The 26,332-nt window shown below is 42.0% G+C and carries 30 protein-coding genes and 3 pseudogenes; 19 read left to right on the top strand and 14 right to left on the bottom strand.

Translation table 11 applies throughout. The annotated features are described in order from the left end of the window. Window positions 1-6 precede the first annotated feature (6 nt). Window positions 7-624, bottom strand: a complete 618-nt coding sequence (yyaC, locus tag JQX68_RS21095) for a spore protease YyaC (protein WP_069838281.1) — start codon at window positions 622-624, stop codon at window positions 7-9. A 442-nt stretch (window positions 625-1,066) separates the two neighbouring features. On the opposite strand from yyaC, the gene JQX68_RS21090 reads away from it, so the two are divergent. The 11 genes from JQX68_RS21090 (at window position 1,067) to JQX68_RS21040 (ending at window position 9,727) form a co-directional block, all read left to right on the top strand. Beyond that, window positions 1,067-2,083: a YkvI family membrane protein gene (locus JQX68_RS21090; protein WP_205440450.1), complete on the top strand. Its 1,017-nt coding sequence runs from the start codon at window positions 1,067-1,069 to the stop codon at window positions 2,081-2,083. A 93-nt stretch (window positions 2,084-2,176) separates the two neighbouring features. Then, on the top strand, window positions 2,177-2,383 hold the full coding sequence (locus tag JQX68_RS21085; protein ID WP_003219236.1) for a DUF951 domain-containing protein: 207 nt from the start codon (window positions 2,177-2,179) through the stop codon (window positions 2,381-2,383). A gap of 50 nt (window positions 2,384-2,433) precedes the next feature. Beyond that, window positions 2,434-4,437 carry a molybdopterin-dependent oxidoreductase gene (locus tag JQX68_RS21080; protein ID WP_205440449.1) on the top strand — a complete coding sequence of 668 codons (2,004 nt, stop codon included), beginning with the start codon at window positions 2,434-2,436 and terminating at the stop codon, window positions 4,435-4,437. A gap of 126 nt (window positions 4,438-4,563) precedes the next feature. Continuing rightward, a complete protein-coding gene (ychF, locus tag JQX68_RS21075) occupies window positions 4,564-5,664 on the top strand; it encodes a redox-regulated ATPase YchF (protein ID WP_205440448.1) in 1,101 nt (366 codons plus the stop codon). Between the two features lie 110 nt (window positions 5,665-5,774). Continuing rightward, window positions 5,775-6,062: a 30S ribosomal protein S6 gene (gene rpsF, locus JQX68_RS21070; protein ID WP_014115888.1), complete on the top strand. Its 288-nt coding sequence runs from the start codon at window positions 5,775-5,777 to the stop codon at window positions 6,060-6,062. A gap of 40 nt (window positions 6,063-6,102) precedes the next feature. Next, window positions 6,103-6,621: a single-stranded DNA-binding protein SsbA gene (gene ssbA, locus JQX68_RS21065; protein WP_003219228.1), complete on the top strand. Its 519-nt coding sequence runs from the start codon at window positions 6,103-6,105 to the stop codon at window positions 6,619-6,621. A gap of 44 nt (window positions 6,622-6,665) precedes the next feature. Next, window positions 6,666-6,905, top strand: a complete 240-nt coding sequence (gene rpsR / locus JQX68_RS21060) for a 30S ribosomal protein S18 (RefSeq protein ID WP_003219224.1) — start codon at window positions 6,666-6,668, stop codon at window positions 6,903-6,905. A 60-nt stretch (window positions 6,906-6,965) separates the two neighbouring features. Further along, on the top strand, window positions 6,966-7,724 hold the full coding sequence (xth, locus tag JQX68_RS21055) for an exodeoxyribonuclease III (protein ID WP_205440447.1): 759 nt from the start codon (window positions 6,966-6,968) through the stop codon (window positions 7,722-7,724). A 60-nt stretch (window positions 7,725-7,784) separates the two neighbouring features. Next, the gene (locus tag JQX68_RS21050) at window positions 7,785-8,720 is read left to right on the top strand and encodes a transcriptional regulator CcpB (RefSeq protein ID WP_205440446.1); all 936 of its coding nucleotides are present in this window, start codon (window positions 7,785-7,787) and stop codon (window positions 8,718-8,720) included. 54 nt (window positions 8,721-8,774) lie between these two features. Further along, a complete protein-coding gene (locus tag JQX68_RS21045) occupies window positions 8,775-9,155 on the top strand; it encodes a VOC family protein (protein ID WP_014666135.1) in 381 nt (126 codons plus the stop codon). Between the two features lie 17 nt (window positions 9,156-9,172). Next, window positions 9,173-9,727, top strand: coding sequence for a sugar O-acetyltransferase (locus tag JQX68_RS21040; RefSeq protein ID WP_069150713.1), 555 nt, complete (start codon window positions 9,173-9,175; stop codon window positions 9,725-9,727). A 33-nt stretch (window positions 9,728-9,760) separates the two neighbouring features. Here the strand turns inward: JQX68_RS21040 and JQX68_RS21035 are convergent, their stop codons facing one another. Then, window positions 9,761-11,116: an MFS transporter gene (locus tag JQX68_RS21035; protein WP_147772789.1), complete on the bottom strand. Its 1,356-nt coding sequence runs from the start codon at window positions 11,114-11,116 to the stop codon at window positions 9,761-9,763. 227 nt (window positions 11,117-11,343) lie between these two features. On the opposite strand from JQX68_RS21035, the gene JQX68_RS21030 reads away from it, so the two are divergent. Then, entirely contained in the window at window positions 11,344-12,243 is a 900-nt protein-coding gene (locus tag JQX68_RS21030; protein ID WP_147772788.1) for a CPBP family intramembrane glutamic endopeptidase, read from the top strand. Here the strand turns inward: JQX68_RS21030 and JQX68_RS21025 are convergent. The 4 genes and pseudogenes from JQX68_RS21025 to JQX68_RS21010 form a co-directional block, all read right to left on the bottom strand. Further along, window positions 12,240-14,309 carry a thioredoxin domain-containing protein gene (locus JQX68_RS21025; protein WP_147772787.1) on the bottom strand — a complete coding sequence of 690 codons (2,070 nt, stop codon included), beginning with the start codon at window positions 14,307-14,309 and terminating at the stop codon, window positions 12,240-12,242. The two genes, JQX68_RS21030 and JQX68_RS21025, sit on opposite strands and share 4 nt — an antisense overlap. Window positions 14,310-14,380: 71 nt before the next feature. Continuing rightward, window positions 14,381-15,298, bottom strand: a complete 918-nt coding sequence (locus JQX68_RS21020; RefSeq protein WP_147772786.1) for a DMT family transporter — start codon at window positions 15,296-15,298, stop codon at window positions 14,381-14,383. Further along, window positions 15,295-15,708, bottom strand: coding sequence for a MerR family transcriptional regulator (locus JQX68_RS21015; protein WP_050982296.1), 414 nt, complete (start codon window positions 15,706-15,708; stop codon window positions 15,295-15,297). The genes JQX68_RS21020 and JQX68_RS21015 overlap by 4 nt, the downstream gene beginning before the upstream one ends. Window positions 15,709-15,925: 217 nt before the next feature. Further along, window positions 15,926-16,091 (bottom strand): annotated as a pseudogene (locus JQX68_RS21010) (DUF255 domain-containing protein); the annotation flags it as partial. Between the two features lie 228 nt (window positions 16,092-16,319). Between JQX68_RS21010 and JQX68_RS21995 the strand changes: the two are divergent. Continuing rightward, entirely contained in the window at window positions 16,320-16,382 is a 63-nt protein-coding gene (locus JQX68_RS21995) for a tetracycline resistance efflux system leader peptide (RefSeq protein WP_147772819.1), read from the top strand. Between the two features lie 34 nt (window positions 16,383-16,416). Next, complete coding sequence (gene tet(L) / locus JQX68_RS21000) at window positions 16,417-17,793, top strand: tetracycline efflux MFS transporter Tet(L) (protein WP_147772785.1); 1,377 nt, start codon at window positions 16,417-16,419, stop codon at window positions 17,791-17,793. Between the two features lie 22 nt (window positions 17,794-17,815). Here the strand turns inward: tet(L) and JQX68_RS20995 are convergent. From JQX68_RS20995 to JQX68_RS20985, 3 genes and pseudogenes are all read right to left on the bottom strand, one after another. After that, window positions 17,816-18,036 (bottom strand): annotated as a pseudogene (locus JQX68_RS20995) (DUF255 domain-containing protein). A 281-nt stretch (window positions 18,037-18,317) separates the two neighbouring features. Next, window positions 18,318-18,884, bottom strand: coding sequence for a dihydrofolate reductase family protein (locus JQX68_RS20990; RefSeq protein WP_147772784.1), 567 nt, complete (start codon window positions 18,882-18,884; stop codon window positions 18,318-18,320). Between the two features lie 160 nt (window positions 18,885-19,044). Then, entirely contained in the window at window positions 19,045-19,401 is a 357-nt protein-coding gene (locus JQX68_RS20985; protein WP_147772783.1) for an MmcQ/YjbR family DNA-binding protein, read from the bottom strand. A gap of 392 nt (window positions 19,402-19,793) precedes the next feature. Here JQX68_RS20985 and satA point away from each other — a divergent pair, with 392 nt between their 5' ends. Further along, window positions 19,794-20,315, top strand: coding sequence for a streptothricin N-acetyltransferase SatA (gene satA, locus JQX68_RS20980; protein ID WP_014666126.1), 522 nt, complete (start codon window positions 19,794-19,796; stop codon window positions 20,313-20,315). A gap of 95 nt (window positions 20,316-20,410) precedes the next feature. Here satA and JQX68_RS20975 read toward each other — a convergent pair whose 3' ends face one another. Further along, window positions 20,411-21,016, bottom strand: a complete 606-nt coding sequence (locus tag JQX68_RS20975) for a YczE/YyaS/YitT family protein (RefSeq protein ID WP_040081144.1) — start codon at window positions 21,014-21,016, stop codon at window positions 20,411-20,413. Beyond that, the gene (locus JQX68_RS20970) at window positions 21,013-21,459 is read right to left on the bottom strand and encodes a GNAT family N-acetyltransferase (RefSeq protein ID WP_014666124.1); all 447 of its coding nucleotides are present in this window, start codon (window positions 21,457-21,459) and stop codon (window positions 21,013-21,015) included. Before JQX68_RS20970 ends, JQX68_RS20975 begins: the two co-directional genes overlap by 4 nt. A 117-nt stretch (window positions 21,460-21,576) precedes the next feature. Between JQX68_RS20970 and JQX68_RS20965 the strand changes: the two genes are divergently transcribed. From JQX68_RS20965 to JQX68_RS21830, 3 genes and pseudogenes are all read left to right on the top strand, one after another. Further along, on the top strand, window positions 21,577-22,029 hold the full coding sequence (locus JQX68_RS20965; RefSeq protein ID WP_040081147.1) for a MarR family transcriptional regulator: 453 nt from the start codon (window positions 21,577-21,579) through the stop codon (window positions 22,027-22,029). A gap of 166 nt (window positions 22,030-22,195) precedes the next feature. Continuing rightward, entirely contained in the window at window positions 22,196-22,858 is a 663-nt protein-coding gene (locus JQX68_RS20960; RefSeq protein ID WP_147772782.1) for an MBL fold metallo-hydrolase, read from the top strand. 7 nt (window positions 22,859-22,865) lie between these two features. Beyond that, window positions 22,866-23,002: pseudogene (locus tag JQX68_RS21830) on the top strand (LysR family transcriptional regulator); the annotation flags it as partial. Between the two features lie 24 nt (window positions 23,003-23,026). Here JQX68_RS21830 and JQX68_RS20955 read toward each other — a convergent pair. The 3 genes from JQX68_RS20955 to JQX68_RS20945 all read right to left on the bottom strand — a co-directional run bounded on the left by JQX68_RS20955 (window position 23,027) and on the right by JQX68_RS20945 (window position 24,925). Then, entirely contained in the window at window positions 23,027-23,506 is a 480-nt protein-coding gene (locus JQX68_RS20955; RefSeq protein WP_147772781.1) for a DUF2798 domain-containing protein, read from the bottom strand. A gap of 82 nt (window positions 23,507-23,588) precedes the next feature. Continuing rightward, window positions 23,589-24,032, bottom strand: a complete 444-nt coding sequence (locus JQX68_RS20950) for a GNAT family N-acetyltransferase (RefSeq protein ID WP_147772780.1) — start codon at window positions 24,030-24,032, stop codon at window positions 23,589-23,591. Between the two features lie 14 nt (window positions 24,033-24,046). Continuing rightward, window positions 24,047-24,925 (bottom strand): LysR family transcriptional regulator, encoded by an 879-nt coding sequence (locus JQX68_RS20945; protein WP_014666119.1) that lies wholly within the window; start codon window positions 24,923-24,925, stop codon window positions 24,047-24,049. 186 nt (window positions 24,926-25,111) lie between these two features. Between JQX68_RS20945 and JQX68_RS20940 the strand changes: the two genes are divergently transcribed. Then, window positions 25,112-26,326, top strand: coding sequence for an MFS transporter (locus tag JQX68_RS20940; RefSeq protein WP_147772779.1), 1,215 nt, complete (start codon window positions 25,112-25,114; stop codon window positions 26,324-26,326). Window positions 26,327-26,332 lie beyond the last annotated feature (6 nt).

Below are 26,332 nucleotides of genomic sequence, written 5' to 3'. Positions count from 1 at the left end.
TTTGTTTTATATGCGCCCAGTGAGCCTTTGCAGCGGGTTCAGGCGTTCTTGCCTCCACTCTGTCCGATCTGTTAAACTCAATCCTTCCGCGAGAACATTGGCCATATTCATGACCAGGTTGAGTCTTGTGTTTTGCAATACAAAATACTCCATGAAACCGCTAACATTCACGATTCCGTTAATATGAAGATCTCCCACTTCAGGAAGGTCTTTTTGCACACCGGCTCCAGGCTTTAATGGCCCGTCTCCGATTTGAAATGAACCCACACTCTTAACGCGGCCTAAGCATGCATCGACCGCTATAATAAATGGGTTTTTATGTAATTTATGAATGTCACTGATTTTGTCCTTCATGTTCACAGCATGGACGGGGTCAGATAAGGTTCCGTAGACATGGAATCTAGTGAGCTGCATCTGTTTGAGTTTCATTCCTACGAGCGGGCCCAACGAATCACCGGTTGAACGGTCTGTTCCGATACAAACCACGACAATTGGTTTGCCGGCAGCTTTACGTAAGGATGAAGAAAGAATGGTTTGGATTTGCTTTGCTGCAGCTGCATCTGTATGTGAAACGTATTGTTTTACTCGTTCCTGAGAGGAAAAAAGCCCGCCTTTTCGATTCATAGGTTTCACTTCCTTGTTATAGTAGGTAACAGAATTGCTATGGTGTGTGTTTCGTTATGTAAGGTTGTTTACAGTATATCCAGCAGTACGGTTTTTTATGCTTTGTGTATGACACCGGAGATTTTAAAAAAGTAGAGGTTATAATATGAATGGTTAGTGGGTGAATTACAAATATTGTCCCCCATTGCCTCGATCATGATCAAGCTATGGTCTGCTTACAAAACACTTTATAGATAGGCATGGTTAATGAGGTTCATTCCTTCATTCCGCGGCAAAATGATATTTTTTTAGACTGCCTGCATCAGCAGTCTTTTATTATGAGTATTTCGGATGGTAATTTCAGCTTGTGTTCAAATGTCTATGAAAATATGGCATTTTTACCTTCTTTTATTTATATAGTAACAATAACGGAAACAAGCTGATCTTTGTCTATGAGGTGATGATGTTGTGGAGAGCCGGAATGAAGTGGATGCTGCTCATATTAGGGAGCCTGATCGGGGCCGGATATGCGAGCGGTCAGGAGATTTGGCAGTTTTTTGGGGCGGAAAGCGGACTTGCTATTTTGCTGTTTACAATCATGTTCATTTTCTCGTCTTATATTGTGATGAAAATCAGTTTTAAGGTTCAATCCACTCATTTTCTGCCGGTTCTGGAGCATTTAATGGGGCCGTGGCTGGCGAAAATTTATGATGTTCTCATCATTTTTTATTTGTTTTCGACGACTATGGTGATGATTGCCGGAGGCGGTGTGACCCTGCAGATGTACAAGCTTCCTTTCTGGTGGGGAATCGCGCTGATCTGCATCGTGACAGTGTGTTTGTTTTTGTGGGATGTGAAAGGAATATTATCTATAAATAGTATTTTGATTCCTGTGTTAGTAGCGGGGCTTTTATATGCGCTGATCTCTTTTCAGAGCACACATCACCATACGTGGACGATTGATTTGTCTCAGCAGTATAACTGGCCTGCGAGCATAACGTTTACTTCTTTAAACATCCTTTCAGTTGTTGCGATTTTATCCTCTGTTGGGAAAGAGATGAAAGGACTCGGAGAAGCGAAAATCGCAAGTGTGGCAAGCGGTCTCATTTTTGGCGTGATCTCATTTGTTTATAATGAAACGTTAGTGGAGCTGGCGGGCTCCCTTTCTCAGTTTGAAATACCGCTGTTTGCCGTTCTGGAGGGTGCGCCTTATGTCCTTTTTTTATGTATGACGGCGGTGCTGTGTCTGGCCATTTACACGACGACGGTAGCGGGATTGCTGGGGCTGTCCAGCCGGCTGATGGGGTTTGTTCATATGCCGAGATGGTTGATTGTGTTGATTTTGTTAATGTTAATGGTACCTTTTACTTCTTTAGGATTTTCTGATTTGATCGCGTTTTTGTACCCGATATACGGGATGTTAAATTTGTATTTGTTAGTTTGTCTGCTCTTATATCCTATTTTAAGTAAATGGAAATAAGAGGATGTATTTCTTTTCAGGTATCTTAATTGCTCTTATGATCAGTTTTTTTGTACAATAGATACAGCAGTTTATGAAAAGAGGTGAAGGGTCTTGGCGGATAAAGACTTTGGCCTGAATGATATCGTAGAAATGAAAAAACCGCATCCATGTGGAGCGAACAGCTGGAAAATTATACGCATGGGAATGGATATTCGAATTAAGTGTGAGGGATGCTCTCACAGTGTTATGATTCCGAGAAAAGAATTTGAAAGAAAACTAAAAAAAGTACTAGTCAAGCATGAGGAGCCTACTTCATAAATAGGCCGACACTCATGCTTTTTCATATAGAAGGTAAGGAGAAGACGGCGATGAGCAAAGTGCATCAGTCGGCATGTCCGCTGAATTGTTGGGACAGCTGCGGCTTTTTGGTGACTGTTGAAGACGGAAAGGTAACGAAAGTGGACGGGGATCCAAACCATCCGATTACGGAAGGCAAAATCTGCGGCCGTGGCAGAATGCTTGAGACAAAAACAAATTCGCCTGATCGGCTTCGCTATCCGATGAAAAAACAAAATGGCGAGTTTGTAAGGATTTCCTGGGAGCAGGCACTTGATGAAATTGCCGATAAACTTCGGGAGATCAAGGAAACGTCGGAGACGACTGCTGTTTTGCACAGCCATGATTATGCGAATAATGGTTTGTTAAAAGCGCTTGATCAGCGTTTTTTTAATGGATATGGCGGTGTGACTGAAATCGTCGGAAGCATATGCTGGGGCTCCGGCATCGAGGCGCAAAGCTGGGATTTTGGCCGTTCGTACGGGCACGGTCCGCTTGATATTTACAACAGCAAGCATGTTGTTGTGTGGGGAAGAAATGTATCCAGAACAAATATGCACTTATACCATCACTTGCAGCAGGTGAAAAAGAAGGGTGCCACGATTACGGTGATTGATCCGATCTTCAATCCGACTGCTAAGCTTGCCGACCGCTATATCTCTGTCAAGCCGGGAATGGATGGCTGGCTTGCGTCTGCTGTTTTGAAGGTTCTGATTGAGACGGGAAGAACGGATGAAACGTTTATTTCTGAGCACTCTGTCGGTTTTGATGATGTGAAAGAGCTATTGAAAACTGTTTCTCTGGAAGAGTTTATTGTGAAAACAGAAACTTCTATGGAGGAGCTGGAGTATTTGGCCAGTTTGTATGCAGATGGTCCGGTGTCTACTTTTATGGGGCTAGGCATGCAGCGATATAAAAACGGCGGCGGAACGATTCGCTGGATTGATGCACTCGTTGCGGCAAGCGGAAATGTCGGAATTAAGGGCGGCGGCGCGAATTTCGGAAATGTCCAGATTGGCGAGAGCTTTGCAAAAACAAAGCTGACGCTGCCGGAATTAAAAACAGCATCACGTTCATTCTCAATGATGACGCAGGCTGAAGAAGTGTTGACCGCTGCTGATCCTGCGATTGAGATGATGATTGTGACGTGCGGAAATCCGCTGACTCAGGTGCCGAATACAAACAAAGTCAGACAAGCTTTTGAAAAGGTTCCAATGACGGTAGCCATTGATTCCATTATGACAGATACCGCAAAGCTGTGTGATTATGTTTTGCCGACTGCCACTGTTTTTGAAGAAGAGGATATCTACTATTCCAGTATGTATCACCACTATGTTCAGTACGGAAAAAAACTTGTGGAGCCCCAGGGTGAAGCGAAGTCGGACAGCTGGATCTGGTCAGAGCTTGCAAAACGCCTTGGGTTTGGCGAGCTTTTTGAGCACAGTACTGAAGAATTTCTAGAGATGGGGCTTTCTTCATTGGAAGCAGAAGGTGTGACACTTGAGCGTTTAAAAGAAAAAGGCCACCTCCCTCTTCCGGTCAAGCAGGTTCCGTGGGATGACTATGAGTTTTTGACGCCGAGCGGGAAATTTGAATTTACTTCGTCACTAGCTGAGCAAAAAGGGTTTAGCGGCTTGCTTCAATTAAATGTGCCAGAAGAATCTGTTTTCCATAATGAGGCGTTAGCTGGAAAGTATCCTTATACGCTGTTGTCCATTCATCCGCAGCGTTCCAACCATTCACAGCATGTGCCGTTTATTGAAAAGCTTCAGCACGTTCAGGTCGATATTTCTCCAGATATAGCGGCTGAGCAGGATCTTCAGGATGGAGACGAGGTTGTCATCTTTAATGACCGCGGACGCTTGAAGGGAACGGTGAAAGTGATGAAGCAGGCTCATGCGAAGACGATTAATATAGATGAAGGCATGTGGGCGGCTTTTGGAGGTTCAGTCAATGCACTGACAAATGATACAAATTCTGATAATGGAATGGGAAGTACAATTTTTGACTGTTTAGTAGGCTTGAAAAAAGCATAATCAAAGGGATTGGCAGGCTGAAAATGCTTTTTTGTCAGCTTGTCTTTTCCAGTGAACCTCCTTATAATTGCTCTAGGTTCAAAATACGTTCATACAATGACGGTTTTATATAGAGGAGATGAAAGAATGGCTTTAACAGCTGGAATTGTTGGTTTGCCGAACGTCGGGAAATCAACACTATTTAACGCAATTACACAGGCCGGTGCCGAATCAGCGAACTACCCGTTCTGTACGATTGATCCGAACGTGGGAATTGTAGAAGTACCTGATGATCGTCTGCAAAAGCTGACTGAGCTGGTCAACCCGAAGAAGACTGTGCCGACTGCTTTTGAATTTACTGATATTGCAGGGATTGTAAAAGGCGCATCTAAAGGAGAAGGACTCGGTAACAAATTCCTATCCCATATTCGCCAGGTTGACGCGATTTGCCACGTTGTCCGTGCTTTTTCCAATGACAACATTACACACGTTTCCGGAAAAGTTGATCCGATTGATGACATTGAAACGATCAACCTTGAGCTGATCCTCGCCGATATGGAAACGGTTGAAAAGCGGATTACACGCGTCAGCAAACTTGCGAAACAAAAAGATAAAGACGCTGTATATGAGTTTGAGATTTTATCTAAACTGAAAGAAGCGTTTGAGAGTGAAAAGCCTGCTCGATCTGTAGAATTCACTGAAGAGCAGCAAAAGCTTGTGAAGCAGCTCCATTTACTGACTTCGAAGCCTATTTTGTATGTGGCCAATGTAAGTGAAGATGAAGTGGCTGATCCATCTGGCAATGAAAATGTAGCAAAGATTCGCGAGTACGCTGCCGGCGAAAACGCAGAAGTAATCGTTGTGTGTGCGAAAATCGAATCCGAGATTGCTGAGCTTGAAGGCGAAGAAAAGCAAATGTTCTTGGAAGAGCTGGGCATTCAAGAATCAGGTCTTGATCAGCTGATCAAAGCGTCTTACTCTCTTCTTGGCCTTGCAACATACTTCACGGCGGGAGAGCAGGAAGTCAGAGCTTGGACATTCAAAAAAGGCATGAAAGCCCCTGAGTGTGCAGGAATTATTCATAGTGACTTTGAGCGAGGCTTCATTCGCGCTGAGACAGTTGCTTATGAGGATCTTCTTGCGGGCGGCGGTATGGCAGGAGCCAAAGAAGCAGGAAAAGTCCGCCTCGAAGGGAAAGAATATGTTGTCCAAGACGGAGATGTTATTCATTTCCGATTTAATGTTTAGGATGCAGTTGTAAAGGGACAAGAGCTTTGGTATAATATAAAATTGTGAGTAATAGAATTATTGCTCCTTGCCCATTATGGGCCGCTTAGTCCAAAAGGAGGTGCAAACAGATGAGAAAGTACGAAGTTATGTACATTATCCGCCCAAACATTGACGATGAGTCTAAAAAAGCAGTTATCGAGCGTTTCAACAACGTTCTGACTTCTAACGGTGCGGAGATCACTGGAACAAAGGATTGGGGTAAACGTCGTCTTGCTTACGAAATCAACGATTTCCGCGACGGTTTCTACCAAATCTTAAACGTTCAAGCTGATGCTGCGGCAGTTCAAGAATTTGACCGTCTAGCTAAGATCAGTGACGATATCATTCGCCACATTGTTGTTAAAGAAGAAGAATAAGCAATTTTGAAATATATAATGGTAAAAGGTGGTCTTTCTTATGCTTAACCGAGTTGTATTAGTCGGAAGACTGACAAAAGACCCAGAGCTTCGTTATACGCCAAACGGTGCGGCTGTTGCTACGTTTACTCTTGCTGTGAATCGTACATTTACGAACCAGTCTGGAGAACGTGAGGCCGATTTCATTAATTGTGTCACTTGGAGAAGACAAGCCGAAAACGTTGCAAATTTCTTGAAAAAAGGAAGCCTTGCAGGCGTAGATGGCCGTTTACAAACAAGAAACTATGAAAACCAGCAAGGACAGCGTGTCTTCGTGACAGAGGTCCAAGCTGAAAGTGTTCAATTTCTTGAGCCGAAAAACGGCGGCGGTTCTGGTTCAGGTGGATACAACGAAGGAAACAGCGGCGGAGGCCAGTACTTTGGCGGAGGCCAAAATGATAATCCATTCGGGGGAAATCAAAACAACCAGAGACGCAATCAGGGGAACAGCTTTAATGATGACCCATTTGCCAACGATGGCAAACCGATTGACATCTCGGATGACGATCTTCCATTCTAATGTGATTATCGCCTAAAATGAAAAAAGAAAGGAGGGAAATGACAATGGCAGGAGGACGCAGAGGCGGTCGTGCGAAACGCCGTAAAGTGTGTTATTTCACTTCTAACGGCATCACGCACATCGACTACAAAGATGTAGATCTTCTTAAAAAGTTTGTTTCTGAGCGCGGTAAAATTTTACCACGTCGTGTAACTGGAACAAACGCTAAATACCAACGTAAATTGACTGCAGCGATCAAACGCGCACGTCAAATGGCTTTACTTCCATACGTAAGCGGTGAGTAAGCTGATACGTAAAGAGCAAGGACCTTTGGGTTCTTGCTCTTTTTTATAGGGGGATGAAACATGAAGCTGATTTCATGGAATGTAAACGGCCTGCGGGCTGTGATGAGAAAAATGGATTTCCTCTCTTATCTGAAAGAAGAGGATGCAGATATCATATGTCTTCAGGAAACAAAGATACAGGACGGACAGGTTGATCTCCAGCCTGAGGGCTATCATGTGTATTGGAATTATGCAGTGAAAAAAGGATATTCCGGCACAGCTGTTTTTTCTAAGCAAGAGCCGCTGCGTGTCATGTACGGTATCGGAATAGAAGAGCATGACCAAGAAGGCAGAGTGATTACGCTGGAATTTGAAAACGTGTTTGTGATGACCGTTTACACGCCAAATTCCAGAAGGGGATTAGAGCGAATCGATTACCGCATGCAATGGGAAGAGGCTCTATTGACTTATATTCTTGAATTGGATGAGAAAAAACCAGTCATTTTATGCGGTGATTTGAATGTAGCCCATCAGGAGATTGATTTGAAAAATCCAAAGGCGAACCGGAATAACGCTGGTTTTTCAGATCAAGAAAGAGGGGCATTCACTCGTTTATTAGAGGCTGGCTTTGTTGACTCCTTCCGTCATGTTTATCCTGATCTTGAAGGCGCTTATTCCTGGTGGTCGTATCGTGCCGGCGCCCGGGACAGAAATATCGGCTGGCGCATTGATTATTTTGTTGTTTCTGAAAGCCTTAAGGAACAGATTGAAGATGCCGGCATATCAAAGGATGTCATGGGTTCCGACCATTGTCCTGTTGAACTTATCATCAATATATGATGAGATAGCAGTAAGGATTTTACACTTACTGCTTTTTTTATATGAAAAAGGAGAAAGAGGATGGCAAATATAAAAGAGATTGCAAGACTGGCAAATGTATCTGTTTCAACTGTTTCGCGTGTATTGAATCATCATCCGTATGTGTCTGTAGAAAAGAGAAAGCTTGTGCATCAAGTCATGAAGGAATTGAATTATACACCAAATCGAACCGCAATCGATCTCATTCGCGGGAAAACCCATACGGTCGGTGTGATTCTGCCTTATAGCGATCATCCCTGTTTTGATAAAATCGTGAACGGAATCACCAAGGCTGCTTTTCAGCAGGAGTATGCAACGACGCTTCTCCCCACCAATTATAACCCCGCTATTGAAATCAAATATTTAGAGCTGTTAAAAACAAAGAAAATTGACGGCCTCATTATTACTTCCCGCGCCAATCATTGGGACAAGATTTTAGCTTATCAGGAATATGGGCCGATCATCGCTTGTGAGGAAACCGGTGACATTGATGTCCCATGTGCGTATAACGACAGAAAAGCTGCTTATGCAGAAAGCTTTCGCTATCTAAAAAGCCGCGGACATGAGAATATCGCTTTTACATGCGTCAGAGAAGTCGACAGGAGCCCAAGCACGGCTGATAAAGCTTCTGCCTATCAATCCGTTTGCGGAAGGCTGGAAGACCGCCATATGCTGTCTGGATGCAATGATATGAATAACGGTGAGCGGGCAGCTGAGCACTTTTATACGAGCGAACGGGTTCCTACTGCTATTTATGCAAACAGTGATGAAGTGGCAGCTGGAATTCATCTATTTGCCCAGAAGAATAATTGGGATGTTGAAATCATAGGTGAGGGAAATACTTCTATCAGCCGTGTTCTTGGATTTCCATCGCTCGATTTGAATCTTGAGCAGCTTGGCACCGCCGCATTTTCTCTTTTTTTGCAGGATGAACCTGTTGATATCAAAATTCAGCATAACTTTGAGAAAAAAGCTTGAACTGAAATGCATTTCATACGTTATAACTTCATTGAAGGTAAAGGAGGAAAAGACATGCGGATTGAACATACAGCGATCTGGGTCAATGATTTAGAGCGAATGAAGTCTTTTTATGAAACGTATTTTAATGGCAAAGCGAATGATTTGTATCATAATGAGAAAAAGGATTTTAAATCTTATTTTATTACGTTTGATTCCGGAGCAAGGCTGGAGATTATGAAAAAAGGGAATGTGACCGATCCGCCTTCACAAACAATGACAGGCTGGGCACACATTGCCTTTTCCGTAGGAAGCCGGGAGAAGGTTGATGAACTGACTGTTCGATTGAAGAAGGACGGTTTCGCAGTAGTAAACGGCCCAAGGACAACGGGAGACGGCTACTATGAAAGTGTGATTGAAGATGATGAAGGAAACTTAATTGAAATTACAATTTAACATCTGGAGTGACTTGAATGCTGAGGACAGAAAAAGAAAAAATGGCAGCCGGCGAATTATACAATCCGGAAGATCAACAACTATTACTAGAACGCAAGCATGCGAGACAGCTGATTAGACAATATAATGAAACACCAGAGGATGATGCAGTGCGGACAGAGCTTTTGAAGGAGCTGCTCGGTTCGGTTGGGGATCAAGTCACGATTCTGCCGACATTTCGCTGTGATTATGGCTATCATATTCATATCGGAGATCACACATTTGTTAATTTTGACTGTGTCATTTTAGATGTGTGTGAGGTGCGTATCGGCCGTCATTGTTTGATTGCGCCAGGTGTACATATCTACACGGCCGGCCATCCTCTCGATCCGATTGAAAGAAAGTCCGGGAAGGAGTTCGGTCAGCCTGTGACAATTGGAGATCAAGTTTGGATCGGAGGCCGGGCAGTGATTAACCCAGGAGTGACAATTGGTGATAATGCGGTGATTGCTTCAGGATCTATTGTGACTAAAGATGTGCCCGCTAACACTGTTGTAGGCGGAAACCCTGCGAGGATATTGAAGGAATTGTAAAGAGATCAGTGCGGCAGCTCCGCACTGACTTTTTTAAATTTGTTTCGCATTGGTATTAGGGCCGAAGCAGATTAACAGCAAGGAGCATGCGAGCCAGCAGCCGCCTATAAATAAGAAGACGCTGACATAGCCGAGCTGAACGGCAATAAATCCGACAAGCAATGAGCCGAAAATGTTTGAAAAACGGCCCAGACCGTAGGCTAATCCGCTGCCGGACGAGCGGTATTCAGTCGGATAAGGTTCAGATGTATAGGCGTATAAGTTCGAGGTGAAAACCCGTTCTGTGATATTCACGATAAAACCAAACACAATGATCATGATGGGAATAAAAGTCATGCCATATAAGAGCCCTGCGATGGCCGTCAGAAACGCGCTGGCAGCTAAAATCCACTTTCTTTGAAATCTCTCAGAAATCATGGAGCCGAGCAGTGCGCCCAACGGAGCGCCGACAGAATGCAATACGTTATACCACAATGTATTTTCCATGGTGACGCCATTGCTTTTTAGCAGGCTTGGAACCCATGAGGCAAACCCGTAAAACCCAAACGTTTCAAAAATCCATACAGCAGATAAAATAATGGTGATTTTGAGGTTTCTGCCTTTCAATAATCCTGCGTAACCGGCATGCTGTTGAACAGAACTGTTTTCTTTAGGCTGAGCCGGTGCCGGAAGCGGGCCTTTCTCCAGTTCAACCTGCGTCTCAATTCGATTGAGGATCGCGTCAGCCTTCCCATATTCACCGCGATTTTCATGCCAGCGAGGTGACTCTTCCAGACGGCGGATGAAGAAAAAATAAATAAGGCCGACGGCACCCCATACAAATACAAGCCTCCATCCCCATGAACCGAGCGGTATGACAAAGGCAGACACAATATTGGTGATCGGGACGCCGATCAATCCAATCATGGCACAAAAAGAAATATATTTTCCACGTACACTTGAAGGGAAAAATTCCGCCAAATAGCTATTCGTAATGACCATGGCTGCTGCGACACCAAATCCGGTGAGAAAACGGAATGTCATTAAAGATGGAATGTCCCATGCCGCAGCATTGCACAGCGATGCGATTGAGAAAACAAAGACAAATAGATTTAAGGCTTTTTTGCGGCCGATTCGATCGGACAGCCGTCCGCCCAGCGCAGCGCCTAAAAACATGCCTAAAAATGAAGCCGCCGTCACGTTGGCAATGGTTGAAAGCGGAATGCCCCAATGCTCGATCAGTGCCGGTGCTACATTGCTGAGGGTAAATAAATCTGCGAGATCAAAGAAATAAACAATGCCGAGAGCGGTTAACACTTGGAAATGAACGCGTGAAATCGGAAGGCGGTCTAAACGATTCGCTGCGTTTGAGAAAGGATGTGCATTCTTCTGATTGAAGATCGTATTCATAAAAAACCCCCTTTTAAAGTAGTAAGAAAAGACTGATAATTCCCCTCTTGGGAATATTATAAGTATCTTGGTTCATTGGCGACAGAGTTCAAATCACTAGATGGGAGAACTAAATTCGCACTTTTTCCGTGCATTTTGCTTAAAAGATTTCCAAAACAGTAGATTCATAGACCAATTTATGCAAATATATAGTAATATTCTCATTGAAAGGAAGAGACATAGAAGGAATGAATTCATTTATCCGTCCTATAGAAGGAAACAATACGTTGTGGAGATATTTTTTCGCTTTTTTGGTGATGGTAGGGTTATATGTATTCGGGAATATAGCTTACCTTTTCGCTATACTGTTCACGGTTATTGTGAATCCCAATATCACGTTTGATTTGGATGAAGCTGTGCTGAGTGATCCTCTCGTAGATCTTTATTTGTCCCATGTGATTTATTTATTCGCCATTCCGGGAGTTTGGCTGGCTGTGCGCTTTATTTTGAAGCGGCCTTTCCGAACTGTGATTACACCAAATTCAAAGATGAATTGGCGGAGAATTTCCTTTGGTTTTATGGCTTATTTCTTGCTGATGATCGCCGTACAATTGATTGATTTTGCGATTCATCCTGATAGCTATTCAATGCAAGCCTTTGATGCCTCACGCTTTATCTGGCTGCTAGCGGCTGCCCTCATTTTGGTTCCGATTCAGACATCAGCTGAGGAACTGTTTTTCAGGGGATTTTTGCTTCAAGCTTTCGGGAGATTGACGAAAAATCCTCTATTTTTGACACTGATTGTCGGAGGATTGTTTGGCGTATTGCATTTTGCGAATCCAGAAATGAACAATGGCGCTGTCTGGGCAGGAATTGAGTATTTAACATTTGGTTTTGTGTGGACCTATTACACGATTAAAACTGGAAGCATCGAAATATCACTTGGCGCCCATGCCGCGAATAATATGTTTTTGTGTATGTTTATTACAGAAAAAAACAGTGTGTATGGAGGAATTCCTTCTCTGTTTACGGTTACGCGGGGGAACCCGATGTGGGAGGCTTTCTTTACGATAGCGGTCAATCTTGTGTTTGCGGGGATCGCTTTATGGTACCATAAGAAATCAAAAAGTAAGCAGCAAGGGTCTTAATCCCTGCTGCTTATTAACGTTTGGATGGCTTCTTCGATATTCGTTGTCGGCTGCTGGCAGGCGAAGTTTTCACAAATATACACGGTTGTTTTGCCGTCTATAATGCGGTAGTCTGCTGCAAATGGCGCAATGTCTTTGCATTGCTCGGGCTGCTCTGCCACCAGAATGGAGTCGTTGGGCTTAAAGGCTTTTTGGAGCTCCGTTATGATTTGTTTTCTGGCTGGATCGTCTGCACTGCCAAAAATCACGATTTCTTTTTTAGGCATCAGATGCCTTAACACACTTTGCATAAAGAAAGCATGGCCGCTCGGATACGCGTCGATGTCTGGCTTGAACACGGAAAACATCGTTTCTGCTTTTTCAATTAGTGATAAGTCGCCTGTGACTTGTCCAAGACGAAGCAGCTGAACGGCTGCCACACTGTTTCCGGAAGGCACGGCGCCGTCGTACACTTCTTTTTCCCGTACGATTAAGGCTTCTGCATCATGCCCGGAAAAATAGAATCCGCCATGCTCCTCATCCCAAAATAAGCCGATCATATCGTCTGTCAGTTTCTTCGCTTTTTGTAAATAAGAAAGATCAAACGAAGCTTCATAGAGATTGAGATAGGCCCATAGGAGAAAAGCGTAATCGTCGATAAAGCCTTTGTTTTTCACTTCTCCGTCTCGATACCGGACCATCACACGGCCGTCGATGATTAAATTTTTTTCAATAAATGTAATGGCGTCTTGCGCTAAGCTGAGATATTTCCGTTCCTGGAATACCTTTGCTGCTTTGGCGAGACCCGCGATCATCAGCGCGTTCCATGAGGTCAGCACTTTATCATCGACATGCGGATAGGTTCTTTCTTCGCGTGTCTTCAAGAGCCGTTGTCTTGCGTCCTCAAGCTTGAGGCGGAGCTCTTCTTCAGTTAAGCTGGCATCCGCTTTGATTTGTTCCCGCTTTGAATGAATGAGGTTCGGAATATTTTTGCCTTCAAAGTTTCCTTCTTCAGTGATGTCATACACTTGACAATACAAAGTTCCGAGTTCGTCTCCAAGCGTTTTTAGAATCTCTTCCCTTGACCATACGTAGTACTTTCCTTCTTCTCCTTCTGTGTCCGCATCTAAAGCGGAGAAAAAGCTTCCGTCTTCATGGGTCATTTCCCGCTGAACGAACGTAATGATCTGCTCACAAATCTCTTTATAGCGGCTATTTTGCGTGACCTGATAGGCTTCGGTATAAGCGGTCAGCAGCAGCGCATTGTCGTAGAGCATTTTTTCAAAGTGGGGAACGAGCCACTCGTCATCGGTCGAATAGCGGGCGAACCCATAGCCGATATGATCGTAAATGCCGCCATTCGCCATGCTGTCCAGCGTTTTCGTCACGTTGTATAAAGCGTTATCCTGCCCCGTATTGTGATGATAACGAAGCAAATACATCAGCATATGGGGCATCGGAAATTTCGGTGCCTGCCCGAAACCGCCGTAGATCGTATCAAACCCGCTGGCAAGCTGCTGGAATGTCCGGTGAATCGCTGACTCACTAAGGCCCTCACCAGTTTTTGCAGCTGTTTTGGTCTGTAAATGTTTAGCGGCGTTCTCCGCAATATCCTCGACATGCTCGCGGTCGTTCGCAAACGTCTCAGACAGATGCTCAAGCACATCAACAAAACCAGGACGATTGAATTTACTCGTCTTTGGAAAATATGTACCCGCGTAAAACGGCTTCTGATCAGGCGTAATAAACACATTCAGCGGCCAGCCGCCCTGCCCGGTCATCAGCTGGCAGATTCGCATATAAACAGAATCCACATCCGGCCGTTCTTCCCGGTCGACCTTAATCGCCACAAACCGTTCATTGAGAAGACGCGCAATTTCTTTGTCTTCAAAGCTTTCGTGGGCCATGACGTGGCACCAATGGCAAGTCGAATAACCGATGCTGACAAGAACCGGCTTGTTTTCGCATTTTGCTTTTTCAAAGGCTTCTTCTCCCCAAGGGAACCAGTCCACAGGGTTGTGGGCGTGTTGGAGTAAATAAGGAGACTTCTCAGCGATTAATCTATTGGGTTTACTTTTGTTTGGCATGGGATCACCTGCTTTCTGTAATTAGTTTATATTTAACTTAACACATTTTCTCAAAAATAATCCCTGCTTCTTTATACAGCTGACTGTTTTCTAGTATTGTACTTAGGAAAACGTATTACCCCTGAAGCAGTTAAAACGCCTAATATAACTAACACGGCCCCAATAACTTGAAATACCTTTATCGGTGTGCCAACGGCAAATGAAATAATCATCGTTACAACGGGAACAAGGTTGAAAAATAAAGATGTTTTACCTGCCCCAATCTCCTTAATCCCCTGATTCCACCATAGGTAACCCAAAACGCTTGTAAAGAAAGCCATAAAGGCAATTGCCCCCCAAACTCCAAGCGGGATGTTCGATAAAGAAACAGGTTTGGATGTAAATAGGGAAACTACTATTAAACTAACAGCACCGATAACCATCGTATAAGTGGTTGTAGATAGCGGAGTGCCATCTTTTACAAACCGCCGTCCAAGTACACCATAAAGTGCCCAACAAACGTTACCTGTAAAGATTATTGAATCTCCCGCTGAAATTGATAAGGTTTTAATGGTTTCGATAGAACCTTGTGTAATGACTAGCAATACACCGATGAATGCAAAGAATATGCCGAGCACTTGTTTTTTTGTCATTTTGTCCTTTAAGATAATTCGAGCGAGAATTGCTGTTAATAAAGGATTCAGCCCCATTATTAATGCTCCGTTAACGGGAGATGTGTATTTCAAACCAATAAAAAACAAGGCGTTAAATCCAAATATTCCTATAATTCCGAGAACAATGTATGAAACGGCGTTTTTCCGTAATTGACTCTTCTTTATACCTTCAGTAAAAATCAAAATGAGGAGCATCACCGCAGCAGCTAAACCGAAACGCCATGCCGCAGAGGACGATGGAGAAAAATATCCAACCGTATATTTTGCAAGATTAAAAGTAGCTCCTGTAAAAATAGAGAAGCCAATTAACATCAGATATATATTTAAATGTTTCATTTGTTTTCCACTTCCTCTTTCAAAATTGAATAATATGTATCCAGTTTTCCTTTTGTAGTAGAAATTACTTCTTCCAGCTCCCTTTTTTTAATCTCCATTTTCTCTAAGTGCTTGGTTAAAATCTCAATACGTTTATTTATAGATGGGGAGAGTTGTGCTGATTTAACATCTGAATTGATTTTTTCCAAAATGCAGCCGTCTTTGACAAACTCATTAATATCCTCCAAAGACATACCTGTTTCCTTTAAACTTTTCAGGAATGTCATGAACTGAATATCAGTCTCTGTATAAAAACGCCTTCCACTGTTTTTTCGTTTTGGTGGGGGAAGTAACCCAATCTTTTCGTAATATCTTAATGTATACGAGCTAATACTAGTCTTCTCAGCAGCTTTACTAATGGAATACAACAAACATCATCCCTCTCTTTTGATTAGAGTTAGTTTACAACTTAGAGTTAACTCTAAGTCAAGTAAATAAAAAAAACCTGCTACCGCATGGTTACGGATTACAGGTTTTAGATAATGAATGACATAAAAGGTAAACTGTATTATTAGAACACATGGTATTATCGTTTAAAATGGCTTCTGTTAATGGAGTTCCGCACGAGTGGATTATCCTAGGCCACGAATGGCAAGTCGAATAACCGATGCTGACGAACGGGTTTGTTTTCGCGTTTTGCTTTTTCGAAGGCTTCTTCTCCCCACGGGAACCAGTCAACGGGGTTGTAGGCATGTTAAAGTAAATATGGAGACTTCTCAGCGATTAATCTATTGGGTTTACTTTTATTTGGCATGGGATCACCTTTTAAGTTGGTTATATCCAGGTTACCACAGTTATCCTAAACAAATACAATAACTAACTTTTATCGATAATTGTAATGTGAAAATATAATTTAATGTTTCATTTTGCCACTGAAGATAAAAGTGAATAACGTTTTTCCTTTTTCGCATAAAAAAAGTAAAAGTTTAATCTTAGTCTATATATAATAAAATCATATCAATCAAATATAGGGGGAGTTATCATGAAGTGCAATAAAATGAACAGGGTGCAATTAAAAGAGGGAAGCGTATCATTGGCCCTATAAACTGCGTCTGCCCTCAATTAATGGAGGGGAAATTGTGAATACGTCTTATTCACAGTCAACGTTACGGCACAATCAAGTTTTGATTTGGCTTTGTGTTCTATCATTTTTCAGCGTATTAAATGAAATGGTTCTGAACGTCTCATTACCTGATATCTCCAACGATTTTAATAAACTGCCAGCGAGTGCAAACTGGGTGAATACTGCCTTTATGTTAACCTTCTCCATTGGAACAGCTCTATATGGAAAGCTCTCAGACCAGATGGGCATCAAAAATCTGCTTCTATTTGGGATTATGGTAAATGGCTTAGGGTCGATCATTGGATTTGTTGGACACTCGTTCTTTCCTATTCTCATTCTAGCCCGATTTATTCAAGGAATTGGTGCAGCCGCATTCCCAGCTCTCGTAATGGTTGTAGTTGCGTGCTATATTCCAAAAGAGAACAGGGGGAAAGCATTTGGCTTGATCGGGTCCTTAGTAGCAATGGGAGAAGGTGTTGGACCAGCTATTGGGGGAATGGTTGCTCATTATATCCATTGGTCGTATTTGCTGCTTATTCCAACTGCAACAACTATCACTGTTCCATTCCTTATAAAACTGTTGAAAAAGGAAGAGAGAATAAGAGGACACATTGATATGGCAGGGATTATATTGATGTCTGCGGGCATCGTGTTTTTTATGCTGTTTACAACATCTTACAGACTTTCTTTTCTGATCCTCAGCATTCTTGCTTTCTTCGTATTTGTAAAACATATTAGGAAAGCTCAAGACCCTTTTGTTGACCCTGATCTAGGGAAAAATGTATTTTTCGTGATTGGAGTCCTTTGCGGAGGACTAATATTTGGTACAGCAGCAGGATTTGTCTCTATGGTTCCTTATATGATGAAAGATGTTCACCATTTAAGTACTGCAGCAATTGGAAGCGGCATTATTTTCCCCGGAACAATGAGTGTCATCATCTTCGGTTACATTGGAGGATTGCTTGTTGATCGGAAAGGTTCCTTGTATGTACTAACGATTGGAAGTGCATTGCTTTCTTTCGGCTTTTTAATCGGTGCCTTTTTTATAGATGCAGCACCATGGATCATGACAATTATAGTAGTTTTTGTTTTTGGGGGGCTATCGTTCACAAAAACAGTTATATCTACTATTGTGTCTAGCAGTTTGAAAGAAAAGGAAGCCGGTGCTGGAATGAGTTTGCTTAATTTCACGAGCTTTTTATCAGAGGGAACGGGTATTGCGATTGTAGGCGGTTTATTATCTATCGGGTTCCTAGATCATAGGCTGCTGCCTATTGACGTTGATCACTCCACCTATTTGTATAGTAATATGCTCATACTTTTTGCAGGAATCATTGTTATTTGTTGGCTGGTAATCTTGAATGTATATAAACGTTCGCGGAGACATGGCTAAATGAGTTAAAGGATCAATCTTGTTAAAGTAATTCAAGGTTGATCCTTTTTTTGTAAAATGAATAAACCTGTCTCCAATGGCATGTTGAATAACCAGTGCTGACCACAACCGGCTTGTTTTCGCGTTTCGCTTTTTCGAAGGCTTCTTCTCCCCATGGAACCAGTCAACAGGATTGTGAGCATGTGAAGTAAAATAAGTAGACTTCTCAGCGATTAATCTATTGGGTTTATTGTTAGTGGGCATGGGATCATCTTCTTTCGTTTTTTTATAAATACAAAACTTAGCTGATTTACTTAAAAGAGGGAGAATAAAATATACTATAATGTTTAATTATGTTAATTTGTCCTTTTCAGTCTTCTTTTCTTTTATTACAGGAAAAGATATTTTGGGCTCTGTTAAAATTCGATGTTGATAATTCCATAGTATTAAGGGGAACCCATTATTTAGGATTCCCCTTTAGTTCAATAAGAAAAATAACTGTCGAGTGTTACCTTACAATGTATATTTTGGAGGGAAAGATTTTTTTAGCCATTCCAATGATAAACGATTTGCACAACGCCAGAGGAAAATGTTCTTGTATTCACCATTTTTAAATTTATCCTCTGTTTTACATCAATAAACAACGGTTTTCCTTGTCCCAAAACAACAGGGTGAATAGATAATCTAAATTCATCAACAAGCCCCAAATTTATAAAAGTTGTAATGAGACTCGCTCCACCATATAGCCAGATGTCTTTACCAGGCTTTTTCTTCAATTTATTTACTTCTTCAAGAATATTATCATTTATAAATATGGCTTGATTATCAATCTCATTTTGTGTTCTGGAAAAAACATATTTCTTTTTACTATGAACTAATTTCCAAATTTCCTTTTCTGTATCAGGGTCTTCATTTTTTGGAATATATTTTCCCCATAAATCGTAGCTTTTTCTACCATATAAAATAGTATCAATTTGATTTAAGAAATCAGTAAACCCCATATCAGGGTCCATAATGCACCAATCAACTTCTCCATTTTTCCCTTCAATAAAACCATCTAAAGTAACTGCTAAATCTAAAATTATTCTTCTCTGTTTTAAGTTATTTGTCATAACTATTCATCCTTTTATATAAGAAGTTGGTAGAAATTCTTCTCCCACTCTCGCACCAGATGGACTAAGTTGCGTTTGTGGACAGAGAGAAGAACAATATCCTAAAATGAAAGTGTCCACTAATCTTCGTAGCTTGATTAGCAGGACACTCTCTTTATCTTCACTTGGTTAAATGAAAGCTCTGCTCGATTAAGTAATAAATTTCGCCTGCTGGATCTGTTCGTTCCAAAACAAGTGAAATCCAATGTTCCTTATCCATATGATATCCAGGAAAGATATTTTTGCCATTTCTTAAGCTATCACTTATTTCAGGGGGACATTTTAGATTTAGAATATCTATTTCGTCACGTCCTTCCAAGCCTAATTTTTCCGGGAGAACATTCATAATAAGACCGTACCATTTTTTGTTTGATTCATGTCTCAAAGAAGCATAGTTTGGGTATTTCTCCCACGGATAATCAGGCGATGTGCCGTATTTTTCTTTGACGTGTTTAAAGATGTCTTCTCTTGTTAACATACTCCATTACTCCTTTATTCACTCTCATTTCTTCTTGGAAAAATCAAAGAGCGATCCTTGGTTGTCCTATGGATGCTTCAATAGAGATGTCACCAATGGCAGAAGCTGTTTCTCATCCTTACTAATATAAGTTTTTTTGCTATTTCCATGGGTACTAGTCAACAGGGTTGTGGGCGAGTTTTATTATTAGTGGGCATGGGATTATCTTCTTTTCTCTTGTTTCTGTTCCTTTTTACTGTACCACAAGCCTTTCTGGTGAAATACCTCATTATGATAGTGAAATAGAAAAATCGCTATATAAAAGGTAATGTTAAAGAGTGCACTTTTGGAAGCTGTTATTGAATAGTGTCGAAATGATTTTTCTAAATATTTCTCGATTGGCGGAGATTGATATGATCATGAAAATGACTCATTTGAATATGAAAGATTTTAATAAACCAAACGAACCTTTCGTTGTTTTTGGGAGAATGATACCTGCTTTTGAAAACGGTGTTTGGACATATACTGAGGAACGATTTTCCAAACCTTATTTTAAACAATATGAAGATGATGACATGGATGTTAGTTATGTTGAAGAAGAGGGGAAAGCGGCTTTTTTATATTATCTTGAAAACAACTGCATTGGCCGGATTAAGATCCGTTCTAACTGGAATGGGTATGCACTAATAGAGGACATTGCCGTGGCAAAAGACTATAGAAAAAAAGGTGTTGGAACAGCATTATTACATAAAGCGATTGAGTGGGCAAAGGAGAATCATTTTTGTGGTCTTATGCTTGAAACCCAAGATATTAATGTTTCAGCTTGTCATTTTTATGCCAAACATCACTTTATAATAGGTGCGGTTGATACGATGCTTTATTCCAACTTTCCAACAGCAAATGAAATTGCGATTTTTTGGTACTATAAATTTTAATTGATTATAAAATCTCAACAGTACCAGAGATAAAGAATTGACGAACGAAACGGGGCTTGTTTTGCGTTTCGTTTTTTGGATCGAGAAGAGGTTTCTTAATAACCTCTTCTATTCTTTGATAAGAAATGTCTTTCCACAATAGGCATAAAAACGTGAAGGAGCATTCCTCCCAAACAAACCGTTAAAAGAGTTCCGATGCCGATAGGGCCTTTAAAGATGATGGCTAATACTAAGAAAAGAGCGTATACCAATGTCCTTGAAAACAAGATTGTTCTTTTGGAGAGATCTCGGATAATAAGTGTTAAATGATCGATCGGTGTTGATGCGAATTTCGTCTGAAGATAGATGGCTGTTCCAAGACCGATGAGCACCAAACCAATTCCGAAACAAATCAGTTTGCTTAACAACGCGTTTAGATAGATGGTGTTTTTTACAACAAACAACCATAGGTCAATGCCTATTCCAGTAATGAATGCTGTAATCAAGCCCAGCAAAATAGGTTTTTTTCTCGTTAATATAGCGTTGCAGATTAAGAGGATCACAGAAATAAGGACCTCCCAGCTTCCTACGGTAAGACCGATTTCTTTTGACAGACCAACCAAAAGGGCATCGAAGGGTGATGTGCCCAGTCCTGATTGTATGGTTAAGGAAATGCCCAAACTTAATATAAGTATGCCTATTCCGTAATACATATATTTCATGTTATATTCCGCGATATTTCTTTTGTCATCAAGACGTGAGGGATGCCGTCCTCCATAAATTCCTGTGAAGAAGTCTGATAGCCCAGTTTTTGATAAAAGCCTGCCGCTTGTGTTTGACCATGCAGCTTATATGAAGTCAGTCCTTTTTCTTTCATGATTTCCTCTAACCCGCTTACGATGATCTTCCCCAATCCGTACTTACGGTAAGGTTTTAGGATGCAGATTCTTTCCAGCTTTGCTGTATGGCCAACGATGCGCGCGCGTCCGGTGCCGACAGGCTGATTCTCATGATATACCAAGATATGTTGGCATTGTTCCTGAAGCGTATCAAATTCATCGAACTCATCGGCTTCAGACACATGTTGCTCCTCAATGAAAACGCCTCTTCTAATCTTTAAAGCTTCATGTAAATCCGCTTCAGTTGTTATTCTTTTTATACTCATCTAAATCAATCCTTTTCTGATATTAGTCTGGACTGTCCAGCATGCATGTGGTCTTATAATAGTAAGGTTAAAACAGTTTTGTTGTAATTACAACAAAAATACGTGAGGGGTTTTAGAATGAATGATATTTTGCGTGAAATCGGCATGATAGCAAGAGCGTTGGATTCCATAAGCAATATCGAATTTAAAGATTTGGACTTAACAAGAGGGCAGTATCTCTATCTCGTACGCATATATGAAAATCCGGGAATTATTCAAGAGAAGCTGGCGGAAATGATAAAAGTGGACCGGACAACGGCTGCGCGGGCCATTAAGAAGCTGGAAATGCAGGGATTTATTCAAAAACTGCCAGATGAGCAAAATAAAAAAATAAAAAAATTGTTCCCGACTGAGAAAGGGAAAAAGGTGTATCCCTTGTTAAGAAGAGAAGGAGAACATTCCACGGAAGTCGCTTTGTCTGGTTTTACACATGAGGAAAAGGAAACCATTTCTGCACTCCTTCATAGAGTGAGGAAAAATGTAGAACGTGATTGGGAGTATGTGAAGAAGGGGAACAAAAGGGATTATTAATGTACAAAATGTACCTTATCGACAGAACCAAATATGAGTCCGGGAAGGGCCAATTTCCTGTTTCGATCATTTCACAATGCAAGTTACAAAAACGTGCGTAGTTACATATTGAATTGATTTGTATTACAGTAATGATAGCAAGAAATTTCCAAAGGGAGTGGTTTTGATGAACTTGAGACAACTATCAGAACATGTCTTTCAATGTGAATTTGAGCTTGATGTTCCCCTTCGTGTCCCGGTTCATACTTGGTTTATTAAAGATGGTGATGATGTTTATATTGTTGATACGGGAATAGAACGTTTTGCTGATGCTCAAATTAGGGCAGCGTTAGCGATCGGCAATCCAAAAGCCATTTTGCTTACCCATGGCCACAGTGATCATATCGGAGGTGCATCAAAATGGTTAGAGCGATTTGATCTTCCGATTTTTGCGCACCAGAAAGAACTAAAGTACATCAATGGGGAAGAGCCATATCCGAACAAAAATGAAGTGGAGAACACAGGGGTAGCCCATATTGTCCAGCCGCTGACGGAGCAAACGCTTGCTCACCTGCCTCTGCAATATGATTTAACACCTGGCCATTCGCCGGGGCATGTCGTGTATGATCATAAAATCGATCGTACGCTATTAACGGGCGACCTTTTTATCACAAGTAAGGAGGATTTACACCCACCTATAAGAAGATTCAGTGTTGATATAAATGAGAACATCGATAGCGGATCAATCATAGATCAAATCAAACCAACGCTCATTTGCTCTTCACATGGCAAAGAAATTCTTTATAACGAAGAATTGTATAAAAACTATGTGGTAAGGTATAGGGATTAATGGAAGTGAAAAACATAAGCTGAAAGTTCTTCAGCATGGTGCAGTCCTTGATCCGATTTACTCAAAAAGAAAAAGTGGCAGCTGCCTGCCGCAGAGGCTTTTGCGGAGCTTGTTTTACATTCGATTCATGAGCAAAAGGAGTGAGTGTCAGGCTCACTCCTATTCTATTTAAATTGTGGCTGTGAGCTTTGGTTTTACAAATTTCATGAAAATCCCTCTGACTAATGGGCCCATAATCAGTAATTGCAATGGATAGGCCAGGATGAAATTTTTCAACACAATCATAAGATAGGTGCTGAAGAGGCTGTCTCCGTTCAGCCCATTTGCCAGAACCGCTGTCACTAAACCGAACACAGACATACAAAGCACCATGCCGATCACCATACAAGTTGACATGGCAAGGATGACATATATTTTTTTAGTCTTGTCGAACGGCATGCTGAATGCAATCTTCTTGGCGAGGGGGCCCACTAACAGTAAATCCAACAGGAGGGCGACCATAAAACCGATGGCCATTTCAAAAACGGTCATCAGTGAAAAATCCTGAATGGCTCCGTTGATGATGGCGTTATAAATCGACATGACGCAGACCATTCCAAAGCACATCATCACGCCAAATATAAGGCCTTCTTTTTTATTTGCTGGCATACAATCATTCCTTCTCTCTATAATCGGTGATTAGTATACCAATGAACCGTTCATGCTCATAAGTGACAAATTTGTGAATAATCTATAGCGCAGAATCGTCCTGTTTTGTCATCAGCACATGCGGAATGCCGTCCAGCATAAATTCTTCTGATGCAGTCTGATAGCCTAGCTTTTCATAAAAGCCTGCCGCCTGTGTCTGGCCGTGCAGTTTGAAGGCAGAAACGCCTTGTTCTTTCACAATACGTTCTAATGCACCGACGATTACTTTTCCCAGACCGAATTTGCGGTAAGGCTTCAGAATGCAGATTCGTTCCAGTTTTCCCGCGTGGCCAACGATACGGACGCGTGCAGTGCCAACGGGTACATTCTGATGATAAGCCAGAATGTGCCGGCAGTCACCGTGGAGTGTATCGAACTCATCGAATTCATCCGAAATGGGACAGCCTTGCTCCTCTACAAATACTGTCTTTCTGATTTCAAACGCTGTATGTAAATCTTGTTCTGACGTGATTTTTTTGACCTTCATGCTTGAATCCTCCCTTACTCCGAAAAATGGCTGATGACATATTGTTTAAAGGTCTCAGCAACCGGTGATAAAAATCTGCCTTTTATCCAGGCAATCCCTATGACACGCTGACATTCCGGCCAGCTGACGCGGATTTTGGCGATTTTGCTTTGGTCTAAGCCTTTCAGGTCTGGCAGAATAGATATGCCCAGTCCGGCTGCCACAAAACCTGCGGCAGTGGCGGCTTCTTCTCCTTCAAACATAATGTTCGGCTGTATATCAGCCTTCTCAAACAGCTCATCGACCGTCATTCGAAGCGCGTAGCCTTTTTTCAATAAAATGAACCGTTCCCCGGCAATCTCGGTCAGGGTAATGCTCTCACGATTGGCTAATGGGTGATCAATTGGCACAAATAAAAAGAGCTCTTCACTCCACAGCTTGATCCATTGGATCGGATTTTCAGGCTTAATCGAAGCGAGCAGACAGAGGTCGAGATCACCCGATTTTAATCGTTCAAGCAGCCAATAAGAGTGGTTTTGCTTCAGCTGGAAGGCAATGTTGGGGTATTCCTGCTGAAAGGAGCCGATGAGATCGGGCACGAGCGTAGTGCCTAATGTATGCAAAAAACCGAGAGAGACTACGCCTTGGTCTGGCTTTAATAAAGCTTGGATTTCTTCTTTTCCTTCGGTGTACTCCTTCATCATCGCCTGCACCCGTCGCAAAAAAATGTGTCCGTATTGATTTAAGGTAATGGATCGTCCTTGCCTGTCAAAAAGCGGGACGCCTAAATGATTCTCCAGCCTGGCGATAGAGCGTGAAAGTGCAGGCTGTGTGATGGAGAGGCTTTTTGCGGCTTTCGTCACGTGCTGCATCCGGGCTAGGGTTTGAAAATATTCAAGTTGTTCCCATTCCAATCATCATTCCTCCCTTATTACATATAAGCATCAAAAGGATATTTTATATGCATTATACATCATATATCGACGGTGCTAAGATAAAAGTATAAACAGACTCGAGGATGTTTGAAATCGGAAGAATAAAGGATGGTTTTATATGAATTGCAGTGCTCAACAACATGCGGAGGGGCAGATAAAACCCCAATGACATACATTCAAAAAGGCACACCAGTTTTTCGTAAAATTACGTTTGCTTTCTTCGCTGCAGGCTTCAATACATTTGCGATTCTTTATTGCGTACAGCCGCTCATGGAGGAATTCACGCGGGAATTTCATGTGACGCCTACTGTGGCGAGTCTCTCTTTATCCGTTACCACAATGCTGTTAGCAGTGAGCATGCTTGTCTTTGGCTCATTATCAGAGGTATGGGGTCGCAAGCCGATTATGGGTATTTCCATGCTGGCCGCATCGGTTCTCTGTCTGGCATCGGCCTTGAGTCCGAACTTTCATACGCTCCTCGTATTGCGAACCATTCAAGGCGTTGCGCTCGCAGGCCTTCCGTCAATTGCGATGGCTTATCTCGGAGAAGAAATTGAACCTGGAAGTCTCGGATCAGCGATGGGACTGTATATCAGCGGAAATGCAATCGGCGCCGTTTTTGGAAGGATCGTTTCCGGGCTTCTGAGCGAGTACGTGAATTGGCATATGGCGATGGGATCAATTGGTGTCATTAGTTTGATTGCTAGTGTTATATTTTTTATAAATTTGCCTCCATCCAGGCATTTTACGCCAAGAAAATTGAAGCTCGGGAAGTTGGGAATGTCTCTGATCGGCCACTTGAGAGACCGCAAACTATTCAGCTTGTTTCTCATTGGTTTTTTGCTGCTCGGAAGCAATGTTGCATTGTTTAATTACATTGTGTATGTGCTGCTGGGCCCACCGTACTCGCTTAATAAAGCATTTGCCAGCTGGATCTTTATTGTGATGATTGTAGGCATTTTCAGCTCATCTTTCATTGGAAGAATGGTTGATCGGTATGGCTATCCGAAAATACTGGTGATGAATATTTTCATTGTCATTGCAGGTGCTTTATTCACGATAAACAGTATGCTGGCAGTGAAAATACTGGGGATTGCCCTCTTTACATTCGGTTTTTTCGGAGGGCATTCAGTTGCAAGCAGCTGGGTGGGCAGGAGAGCTCTTTACAACAAAGCACAGGCTTCATCGCTGTATTTGTTTTTTTATTACGCCGGTTCAAGCGTTTGCGGAACAGTCGGAGGGCTATTCTGGTCTGCTTTTCACTGGCTGGGCGTGGTCGGTATGATCACCTTCATGCTGCTGGCTGCGTTATGGCTGTCGGGATACTTGGCAAAAAGTATGAAAATGCCGGATAAAAGGAACGAAAAAGAATTGAATTGATGACAG

The organism is Bacillus sp. LJBS06 (genome assembly GCF_016924995.1).
Classification (GTDB): domain Bacteria; phylum Bacillota; class Bacilli; order Bacillales; family Bacillaceae; genus Bacillus; species Bacillus stercoris.
This window is presented reverse-complemented; position numbering and strand designations above follow the sequence as displayed.

Bases quoted from the DNA above. Each gene is read 5' to 3' on its own strand.
- JQX68_RS21050 (WP_205440446.1), top strand. From the start codon at position 7,785: ATGGCAAATATAAAAGAGATTGCAAGACTGGCAAATGTATCTGTTTCA.
- JQX68_RS20990 (WP_147772784.1), bottom strand. From the start codon at position 18,884: ATGACAAATAACTTAAAACAGAGAAGAATAATTTTAGATTTAGCAGTT.
- yyaC (WP_069838281.1), bottom strand. From the start codon at position 624: ATGAATCGAAAAGGCGGGCTTTTTTCCTCTCAGGAACGAGTAAAACAA.
- JQX68_RS20965 (WP_040081147.1), top strand. From the start codon at position 21,577: ATGAATGATATTTTGCGTGAAATCGGCATGATAGCAAGAGCGTTGGAT.
- JQX68_RS21040 (WP_069150713.1), top strand. From the start codon at position 9,173: ATGCTGAGGACAGAAAAAGAAAAAATGGCAGCCGGCGAATTATACAAT.
- ssbA (WP_003219228.1), top strand. From the start codon at position 6,103: ATGCTTAACCGAGTTGTATTAGTCGGAAGACTGACAAAAGACCCAGAG.
- JQX68_RS20975 (WP_040081144.1), bottom strand. From the start codon at position 21,016: ATGAAATATATGTATTACGGAATAGGCATACTTATATTAAGTTTGGGC.
- JQX68_RS21030 (WP_147772788.1), top strand. From the start codon at position 11,344: ATGAATTCATTTATCCGTCCTATAGAAGGAAACAATACGTTGTGGAGA.
- rpsF (WP_014115888.1), top strand. From the start codon at position 5,775: ATGAGAAAGTACGAAGTTATGTACATTATCCGCCCAAACATTGACGAT.
- JQX68_RS21020 (WP_147772786.1), bottom strand. From the start codon at position 15,298: ATGAAACATTTAAATATATATCTGATGTTAATTGGCTTCTCTATTTTT.
- JQX68_RS20985 (WP_147772783.1), bottom strand. From the start codon at position 19,401: ATGTTAACAAGAGAAGACATCTTTAAACACGTCAAAGAAAAATACGGC.
- ychF (WP_205440448.1), top strand. From the start codon at position 4,564: ATGGCTTTAACAGCTGGAATTGTTGGTTTGCCGAACGTCGGGAAATCA.
- JQX68_RS21080 (WP_205440449.1), top strand. From the start codon at position 2,434: ATGAGCAAAGTGCATCAGTCGGCATGTCCGCTGAATTGTTGGGACAGC.
- JQX68_RS21045 (WP_014666135.1), top strand. From the start codon at position 8,775: ATGCGGATTGAACATACAGCGATCTGGGTCAATGATTTAGAGCGAATG.
- satA (WP_014666126.1), top strand. From the start codon at position 19,794: ATGATCATGAAAATGACTCATTTGAATATGAAAGATTTTAATAAACCA.
- JQX68_RS21090 (WP_205440450.1), top strand. From the start codon at position 1,067: ATGTTGTGGAGAGCCGGAATGAAGTGGATGCTGCTCATATTAGGGAGC.
- JQX68_RS20940 (WP_147772779.1), top strand. From the start codon at position 25,112: ATGACATACATTCAAAAAGGCACACCAGTTTTTCGTAAAATTACGTTT.
- JQX68_RS21025 (WP_147772787.1), bottom strand. From the start codon at position 14,309: ATGCCAAACAAAAGTAAACCCAATAGATTAATCGCTGAGAAGTCTCCT.
- JQX68_RS20970 (WP_014666124.1), bottom strand. From the start codon at position 21,459: ATGAGTATAAAAAGAATAACAACTGAAGCGGATTTACATGAAGCTTTA.
- JQX68_RS20950 (WP_147772780.1), bottom strand. From the start codon at position 24,032: ATGAAGGTCAAAAAAATCACGTCAGAACAAGATTTACATACAGCGTTT.
- JQX68_RS20955 (WP_147772781.1), bottom strand. From the start codon at position 23,506: ATGCCAGCAAATAAAAAAGAAGGCCTTATATTTGGCGTGATGATGTGC.
- JQX68_RS21035 (WP_147772789.1), bottom strand. From the start codon at position 11,116: ATGAATACGATCTTCAATCAGAAGAATGCACATCCTTTCTCAAACGCA.
- JQX68_RS20960 (WP_147772782.1), top strand. From the start codon at position 22,196: ATGAACTTGAGACAACTATCAGAACATGTCTTTCAATGTGAATTTGAG.
- xth (WP_205440447.1), top strand. From the start codon at position 6,966: ATGAAGCTGATTTCATGGAATGTAAACGGCCTGCGGGCTGTGATGAGA.
- rpsR (WP_003219224.1), top strand. From the start codon at position 6,666: ATGGCAGGAGGACGCAGAGGCGGTCGTGCGAAACGCCGTAAAGTGTGT.